General features: G+C 45.2%; 8 protein-coding genes, 1 tRNA gene and 1 pseudogene. 5 read left to right on the top strand and 5 right to left on the bottom strand.

Going from position 1 to position 7,414, the window contains the following annotated elements:
• Positions 1-303, bottom strand: a 303-nt coding sequence (locus O9300_RS10380) for a helix-turn-helix domain-containing protein (protein ID WP_287971567.1), incomplete at its 3' end; no start/stop codon positions are given.
• Between the two features lie 59 nt (positions 304-362).
• On the opposite strand from O9300_RS10380, the pseudogene O9300_RS10385 reads away from it, so the two are divergent.
• The 3 genes and pseudogenes from O9300_RS10385 to O9300_RS10395 all read left to right on the top strand — a co-directional run.
• Positions 363-939 (top strand): annotated as a pseudogene (locus O9300_RS10385) (transposase); the annotation flags it as partial.
• Between the two features lie 527 nt (positions 940-1,466).
• Positions 1,467-2,372: a 30S ribosomal protein S6--L-glutamate ligase gene (gene rimK / locus O9300_RS10390; protein WP_079209440.1), complete on the top strand. Its 906-nt coding sequence runs from the start codon at positions 1,467-1,469 to the stop codon at positions 2,370-2,372.
• A gap of 9 nt (positions 2,373-2,381) precedes the next feature.
• Positions 2,382-2,582, top strand: coding sequence for a hypothetical protein (locus tag O9300_RS10395; RefSeq protein WP_287971569.1), 201 nt, complete (start codon positions 2,382-2,384; stop codon positions 2,580-2,582).
• Here the strand turns inward: O9300_RS10395 and O9300_RS10400 are convergent.
• A complete protein-coding gene (locus O9300_RS10400) occupies positions 2,548-3,603 on the bottom strand; it encodes an ABC transporter ATP-binding protein (protein ID WP_287971571.1) in 1,056 nt (351 codons plus the stop codon). The genes O9300_RS10395 and O9300_RS10400 overlap by 35 nt on opposite strands.
• A 123-nt stretch (positions 3,604-3,726) precedes the next feature.
• On the opposite strand from O9300_RS10400, the gene O9300_RS10405 reads away from it, so the two are divergent.
• Positions 3,727-4,407, top strand: a complete 681-nt coding sequence (locus O9300_RS10405; protein WP_079209442.1) for a nucleoside phosphorylase-I family protein — start codon at positions 3,727-3,729, stop codon at positions 4,405-4,407.
• Between the two features lie 54 nt (positions 4,408-4,461).
• Positions 4,462-4,543, top strand: a tRNA-Leu gene (locus O9300_RS10410).
• Between the two features lie 1,293 nt (positions 4,544-5,836).
• Here the strand turns inward: O9300_RS10410 and O9300_RS10415 are convergent.
• From O9300_RS10415 to O9300_RS10425, 3 genes are all read right to left on the bottom strand, one after another.
• A complete protein-coding gene (locus O9300_RS10415) occupies positions 5,837-6,211 on the bottom strand; it encodes a hypothetical protein (RefSeq protein WP_249267853.1) in 375 nt (124 codons plus the stop codon).
• Positions 6,186-7,019 (bottom strand): transposase, encoded by an 834-nt coding sequence (locus O9300_RS10420; protein ID WP_287971573.1) that lies wholly within the window; start codon positions 7,017-7,019, stop codon positions 6,186-6,188. The genes O9300_RS10415 and O9300_RS10420 overlap by 26 nt, the downstream gene beginning before the upstream one ends.
• A gap of 109 nt (positions 7,020-7,128) precedes the next feature.
• The coding region (locus O9300_RS10425) for an AI-2E family transporter (RefSeq protein ID WP_287971574.1) at positions 7,129-7,414 on the bottom strand (286 nt) is incomplete at its 5' end.

The raw sequence follows: 7,414 nt of genomic DNA on the forward strand, positions 1-7,414 counted from the left end.
CGGTAGATTAAACAGACCTGATTTGATGAGAATATTCTCTACTTTCCTAACAATTCTATACGCGGTTGATTCGTTAACACCCCAACTATTTCCCCGATGAAAATAGGTGCGATATTCTCGCCAATATTCTAATGTTATTAGTAGTTGGTCTTCCGTACTCAATTTGCTAGGTCTACCTGTCTTTTTTTGCCAAACTTTTTCTGCCTTTAGGACTGTTACCATATCCTTAAATGTATCTGGATACAGGCCACACAAGCGTTTGAACTCTGTTGGCTTTAAAGTTTTTACTTGTTCGTAATTCATCTTTCAATCTTAACTCTTGGACTATTTTATCCTATTTTGCCTAGACTTATGCAAGAGATATTATGTCTTTCCGGTTAAGGATTCGAGCTACTGACAAGATTCAGCGGCAGGGAAAAGCCAAGGCTTGCCAAAGTCGTCTTCGCCCACTTGGCGCTCGGAGAATCTCAACAACTCAAAGGTGATTGTCGGGTTTGGGGTTATCGCGTCTCCGTTGAAGCCTGGCGTTTGGACGACGGAGACCTCTTGGTCGTGATTGCTCCCCCACATACGGTCGGAATTATCAGCGATTACGCTCTGCGCTGGGGTATTGAAACCCTTTTTGGCATTTTCAAGACTCGTGGTTTTTGCTTGCAATCGACCCACTTTACTGACCCCGATCGCCTGCGTAAACTTTTTGCTCTGTTGACTTTAGCTTTGGTCTGGTCTTTCAAGACTGGCCTATGGCTTCATCAGCTTCATCCAATTCCGCTCAAGAAACATGGTCGTCGTGCTAAGAGTCTTTTTCGCTTAGGTTTTGACCATCTTCGTCATCTGATCCTTAACCCTTCTTTGTCCAATTATCGGAATTTTCTTCATTCTCTACAATTTTTGTCCTGTTCCTCCGTATTCAAGACAGTCAAAAGATTAGCAACTTAACGGATGAGAGGCGGAACATTTTAAGATTTTTCCCCAAACCTTGCCAGGAATATTATCTCTTATCTTGACCAGATGGATTGACTTCAAGGGGTGACAAAACAAAGCGAGCAACTCGAACATCTCCCGCTAGATGTTAAGTCCGATTGCCCGTTTATTCTCAATAAACAGTGCTTATTGAGAATAAACGGGGGAACCCTGAAATTTTCGGCTTAGTTGGCGGCAGCTTGCCGCCAACTCACTCCTCTAGATAAGTATTTTGACTCACGCCCCTTCCCCTTTTGAGACGTTGTGACACTTAGGGTGCGGAATGTGGGTTTTACTCAAGTCTCTGGAGGGGGACAGCTTATGCGACAGTTGAGGGTGCGGAATGTGGGAATTAACCTAACTGTTCAGGGGGAACTGTCAGCGCCATAATAATCGATGGACTTCGATCGAGAGCAGAAATTTTATGAGTTGCCGGCCAAAAAAGCCAATATGGGGTAATAACGAGCTATTCAGTTTTAAAAGCAATATTTAAGCGAAAATTTATGAAAATCGCTATTTTATCGCAAGACGCTTCTCTTTACTCGACCAAGCGACTGAAAGAAGCGGGAGAAGCCCAAGGCCATGAGGTACGAGTGATCAATTATTTGCGCTGTTACATGAACATCACCTCCCATAAACCCACGGTTGTCTATAACGGTAAACCCTTGGAGAGTTTCGACGCAATTATTCCCCGCATTGCCGCCTCAAAAACCTTCTATGGAACCGCAGTCGTCCGACAATTCGAGGTGATGAATGTTTTTACCACCAACGACTCGCAAGCAATTTCTCGGTCGCGGGATAAATTGCGTTGTCTGCAAATCCTCGCTCGGGAAGGGATCGGTTTACCTGTGACGGGAATTGCCCACGCAACTCAAGATATCGATGGTTTAATCGAAACCGTCGGCGGCACCCCTCTAGTGATTAAATTATTAGAAGGAACCCAAGGTATTGGGGTAGTCTTAGCGGAAACCGATCAAGCAGCCAAGTCAGTTATTGAAGCTTTTCGGCAATTAGAAGCTAATATTCTAGTACAGGAATATATTAAAGAGGCCAGTGGGGCAGATCTGCGCTGTTTTGTCATCGATGGAAAAGTGGTGGCCTCGATGAAGCGACAGGGGGCCGAAGGGGATTTTCGTTCTAATCTTCACCGCGGTGGTAAGGCAGAAAAGGTAAAATTAACCCCGGAGGAACGCAGTACGGCCATACGGGCCACTAAAGCTATGGGTTTACGGGTTGCGGGTGTGGACTTATTGCGGTCCAATCACGGGCCTGTGGTTATCGAGGTGAATTCCTCTCCCGGTTTGGAAGGAATAGAAGCGGCCACCGGTGTTGATGTGGCTAAAAAAATTATTGATTTTGTCGCTAAAAATGCCACCCTAGTCCTAAATCGCGATCGATATCAATATTAGCCATCAGCCTTGGATCAGTTATCAGTTATCAGTAATCAGTTATCAGATGTGAGTTTTCAGTCAATAGTATTAAGCGATAAGCTCGGAGCTGCCTTTTTACTGAAAAAAATCTCCCTACACCCCACACCCTACACCCCACACCCTACACCCCTTAAACAGGATTTAGTATCAGTTATCAATCGGCAAATACACGGACACTATCGGGAATAATCGATAGTTTTACCTTTGTACCGATGTCTAATTGGGTGTTAATCGTTGTTCTAGCGTGGATTTGGCTGCCGGTGGCCGTTAGCAGACAATAACGGTATTCCCGCCCTAAAAATTGGCGATCGCAAATAACCAGCTCTCCCGTCTCATCCGGTTTAATTTTGACATCTTCCTCTCTCAGCATCAATTCCCCTTTGTCCAAATCTTGACCATCGGCAATTTCCCAGACTCCTATCTCGGTTTGCCATTGTTCCCCCTCCCGTCTAGCGGGGAGAAAATTCGCTTGGGTGACAAACTCGGCCACAAATCGCGAGGCCGGATGACTATAAATTGCTTCAGGATTGTTAATTTGTTCTAATTTTCCTTGACAAATGACTGCAATTGTGTCACTGATCACCATTGCTTCCTCCCGGTCGTGGGTGACAAAAATGGCCGAGATACCGGTCGCTTTCAGGATATGACGGATCTCGTGCCGTAACCGTTGCCGTACCTGCACATCGAGATTACTTAAAGGTTCATCTAAGAGGATTAAAGAGGGTTTTGGGGCTAAAGCGCGGGCGAGGGCGACTCTTTGCTGTTGTCCTCCCGATAGCTGATGGGGATAACGTTTTTGTAGTCCTTGCAGTCCGACTAAATCCAAAGTTTCCGCCACCCTAGCGTTAATAGCTTTGGTCGATAATTTCTCCCCAGAATTTTTTAACCCGAAGGCGATATTTTCAGCAATGGTTAAATGGGGAAAAAGAGCGTAATCCTGAAAAACCATGCCCGTATTGCGTTTTTCCGGGGGAATAAAGGTTTTTTCGTCGGCAACTATTCGCCCTCCCAATTCAATCACTCCTTGAGATGGTTTTTCAAATCCCGCAATCATCCGGAGTAGAGTGGTTTTACCGCAGCCCGACGGACCCAATAATCCGAGAATTTCGCCCTCTGTTAAACTAAAACTGATATTATCGACAGCTAGATTAGTAGAAGCGGGAAAACGCTTGTTAACCTCGGATAAACGCAGAATGACAGACTTTTTCATGGTGGGAAAGACAATCGCCCAGTCAGTGGCGGGGCTATTTACTTAAGAATTATTCCTAATTAGTTCACTATTATTGTTTATAACATCTCAAGGGACTAATTAGGAAACTTTCTCAAAAATTTCATGCTCACACCTGAAGATATTATTCTCGTTCCCCGGGGGGCCGAGCATAGCTCAATCCGTCGAGGATTAAGAAACATCGGCGATTTAGCCCCGCAAATTATCCCGATTAACCTTGGTGCTCCAGAATTCCTCGACAGTTCCCCAGTCTCTAAGCTATCTCTAGAATTTCTTAATAAGCTCAAAGGAAAAATTGTGCTGATGGGATTAGCGGGCAGTCTCAGCGATCGCTATCGAGTCGGAGATGGCGTAATCTATCAAGGTTGTGGCCTAGAAAAGGGGAATTATTGGCAGTGCGAACCAGAAATAACCGCAGAAATCGCCCAATTAACCGGATATAGCCTCGTTAAAGGTTTAACCAGCGATCGCCTGATTAGCCAGTCCGAGGAAAAACGACGTTTAGGACAGGGGGGCTATGAGGTGGTCGATATGGAAGGAGCAAGGATTTTAGCGGCTTTATCGGGGCAAAAAGTGGCAATTGTGCGCGTGATTAGCGACGAGGTGACGCAGGATTTACCCGATTTAGCCCCGGCAATTGATAATCAAGGTCAGCTGCTACCATTGCCCCTAGCTCGACAAATGTTAATCCGTCCCATCCCGGCCTTCCATTTGATTCAAGGTTCCCTAAAAGGTTTATCCGTACTAACTCAGGTGGTGCGAAAGTTGTGCGGCAGTAATTTTTAAAAGTTGCTTGCAGATTATTTTTTTTCTGTGCTATAGTGGTTAGGCTAAAATCAAGCGGATGTGGTGGAACTGGTAGACACGCACGTTTGAGGGGCGTGTGGCTTACGCCTTGCGAGTTCGAGTCTCGCCATCCGCATAAACTTTTATCTGCCCTCCGACAAGAATTGCCCTTGTCACCTTGAATGTCGGCAGGATGCCCCCGTTACACCCGTAGGGTTAGCGGGGGAGTCGCTCTTTTCCCCGTGGTACTAACGGTAATCGTCCCATCTTTCTCGACAAAGCGGAAGGTTCGAGCGTCACAGTCGAAACTTGTTAAGGTGAAGTTCTTGCCCTTTTTCCCCTTCTGTTTCGCCGTCAACCCGAGTCGATGCGCTGCGCGCGTTTCCTATTGCTCGGCATTCCTCTCAAGCTCGGCTATCTTTTCCCGCACAGATTGATTTTCCTTCTCTAATGCTTTAATTCTGTTGGCTTGTTCTTCGTAAGTCATGATCCACATTCTACCACCTTTTTTCTTTACCTCGGTAGTTACAAACCCCTAAAACCTACTTATTTTAACCATCTAGCTAGATGGAGTTAGAAGGTTTAAGGAAATTTGAGTAGATTTAGAGAGAATTTTCGTTTCTGTATTTACCCCCCAGTCACAGCAGGAGAAGAGTCTCCTACTGCCTGCAAACTTGAATGATCTCTCAATCTAGATCACTACCACTGGTGTAGCGACAGCAATGTTGTAACCACTCATACCATTTTTCTTTATTCGTGGCAGGTATCCTCCTCTCCCTTTCTGGGAGAGGGGTTCGGGGTGAGGGGAATTAACCATCTCTGCCATTACTTTAGAAAAATGGTATAAGCTGCCCGTGCATTTAAATTGCTTGTTGAGATGAGGCACTCTTGCACTCTTGCAAGGGGCAACACCCCCCCAACCCTAGGGCTGTTTCATTCTCCCATCAGAATATCAAAAGTAAAAGCGATCGTGGATAAATTGGCAATATTTGCAGTAAACTAAATCAATTTTAGCTCAACAAATAGTGAGATTTTCTATATTTTTGGGTCTGATTGATGACTTATATACTCTAAATATAAATCACGATTTTCCTTATTTTTTTATTAATTATCAGCCCAATATACACCTTTATCTTCTTACAATAAACCAACGACCATATTCGAGTCACTACCTATTGCTTAAATTGAACATTCTCCTCACCTCAGTCCGGTTAATTTTTGCTTTAACGTTTTCTGCGGTTTGATTGCTTACTGTCACTAACCGAAGAAATCTTCCCTTTAGATAGACCGACTTTTACCTCAATCTACTTAACCCGAACCGTGACTAAATTAGTCTTTTTTTCCCAAGTTCCCTAGAAAGATTAAGGTAAAAATTAGCTCTATCGGCCCTGACTGACGGACACATTTTTCAATACAAAGACAAGTACTGTTATGTGAAAGCCTCAAACTCCTGAATAAAAGAAAAGGTAATTTTGCCATAATAATCCTGACGAGCTTTGCGAGAAGCAAAACAGGGAAAAGGGTCAACAGAAAATAAGTGGTCAAGTCGCAAGAAGGGACGCGCCTTATGAACAACTCCCGCCAGCCAACGTAAACCAATTTTCAAATAACTCAAACCACGCCGAAAATGAGCATCAACCTGACGGCGAGAGCCAGATTGTTGAACCGCCATGCCAGTTAAAGTAGCAAAGAGAATAGAAATGGCAACAATGAGATAGAGACGTTCTAAACAAGCAGCAGAGCGAACACGAGAATGTTCCCAGTCAAAAACGCCCGATTTACTGCCCTTGAAAGAGATGTTCAATGGGAAAACGAAGACCATACTGCCAGAAGGTGTCAAGGGTAGGAGGTTCATCGCTCAGAATTGCCCAATTATCCTTAACCCCTGGAACGGAGGCTAAAGCAAGATGAGCAGTGATTCTAGCCTCCTGCCAGACTTGAACGTTGCGATAAAAGCAGGCTTGCCGTTTGGGAGGATAGAGTTCTCTGACCTCATAGCCAAAACCCCGACGGCGAACACCGTAAATGAGGGTATCGCAAGGTAAGCGAAGACACCAATGCCAAGTATTTTTCCTGAGCCATTGAATTAATTGCTGATTGGCAAAGCCTCGGTCGGCTAACAGCATGACATTCTCAAAGCCCTGAAGATAGCCTTTGGCTCTGTCCAACAAGGGTTCGTATTTCTCAAAAGCTAGGCTGGCACTACCAGGTTCTAATCCCATCCACATCAAGGGGACGGCTCTCCCCCCGCAGACCACCGCTAGATAGACAAAGCAGTATTGATTCCACAACAGAGTGGTATCTATTGCTAGATACAGTCTTTCCCCCTTCTCCTTCCAAGTCTCGATGGCTTTCAATATTAAGGGGATGTATATCTTTTCCACCGCTACTCTTCCATTCTGGCAAAAGCGATTCCACCGTCTCTGATAACTATTGGCTTGTTCGGCTCTGCTTTGTACAAAGGGTTCCCATCTGGCTTGATTGAGACTTTGACTACTGAGTAGGGCTGTCACCATCCAACTGAGGACGGTTAAATGTCTTTTATCCACAAATCGGCTTCCTTGTTCTAGATAGGAATAAACTTGGGAGAAGATTCTGTTCTCGGTTTTCATCTTGTAGGGATTCTTGCTTTTTCCCTATCTACCCAGAGCTTTTTCTTTTTGGCAACCCTTGTCTTGTCAGGTTTTGACCCACTTGTGTCCGTCAGTCAGCTATCGGCCCTTAGATTGGCTGATCATGGCTATTTACCACTGGTTCGGCGCTATCCTCGCCAATCCAAGCCCTAACTAACTCGTAGCAGAGACCGAGCAGAACCGGCCCGACGAATAAACCAATAATCCCGTAGGCGATCACTCCCCCGAACACCCCGAGCAGAATCACCACCATGGGAATGGGCAGGCCGCGCCCCATTAAGATCGGTTTGAGGAAATTATCGACCAAGGTGGCGGGAATCATCCAGAGAGTAAATAATAGGGCGATGGAATTGGGTAGTGTTACCCAAGCGTGA

Origin of the sequence: Microcystis sp. LE19-195.1E, assembly GCF_027532095.1 — a bacterium.
Lineage (GTDB): Bacteria > Cyanobacteriota > Cyanobacteriia > Cyanobacteriales > Microcystaceae > Microcystis > Microcystis aeruginosa.